Raw genomic sequence first — 653 nt, forward strand, 5'->3', positions numbered from 1 at the left:
CTTTTGGACGACATGCATCAAAAGTGGCCGCTGCTCCGAAAGGGGCTTCTTATGTCGAGCCTTCGTAAGCGCAATCCCGGTCTCCATCCTTCCGATCTGCAACTGTGCCAGCGCGTCTTCGATCGGGTCTGCCTGGAGCGCAAATTTGATCGCATGTCGGGGGAGTCGGACGTGCAGCTTCTGGCAGCCACGGTGTTTTCGCTGTTCCAGAATGGCTGCCGCAATGAAGGCGAGTTGCTTGAGAGTTTCAGGCGGACCCGCCAATGACCAAGGCCAGGATCACGTCCGCGGCACCGGCCGAAAACGAACCTTACGACGCTGCGGTCTTCGCCCGGAAATACGGCATGTCGCGGAAGGCCGCGGAGGTCGTGCTGTCCGCGAATGGACCGTCCAGAACAGCCTGTGACGCTGCCGCCCGCTCTTTTATGGAAGCGGTTGCCCGCAGAGCGAAGAGCAGCCATAAACACTGATGCTGCGCCTTGAGCGACTGCCGTCTCGCCGCCGACCCGCGGGCGCGTCCAATGCTACCTTCATCGAACACCGTGAGGCGTCAGCCTGTCGGGCCGATCGGACCGGTCACTCCTGAAGTGGCTTGCTGCGCCGTCACGGCGGAGAGTTTCTGCCGTTTGAGCAGCATCGGCTTTTCATAGATC

At 60.9% G+C, this 653-nt stretch carries 1 protein-coding gene; it reads left to right on the plus strand.

Going from position 1 to position 653, the window contains the following annotated elements:
• Positions 1-267, plus strand: a 267-nt coding sequence (locus EN884_RS37765; protein ID WP_164895508.1) for a hypothetical protein, incomplete at its 5' end; no start/stop codon positions are given.
• Positions 268-653 lie beyond the last annotated feature (386 nt).

Origin of the sequence: Mesorhizobium sp. M7A.F.Ca.AU.001.01.1.1 (genome assembly GCF_004022735.1) — a bacterium.
Classification (GTDB): domain Bacteria; phylum Pseudomonadota; class Alphaproteobacteria; order Rhizobiales; family Rhizobiaceae; genus Mesorhizobium; species Mesorhizobium ciceri.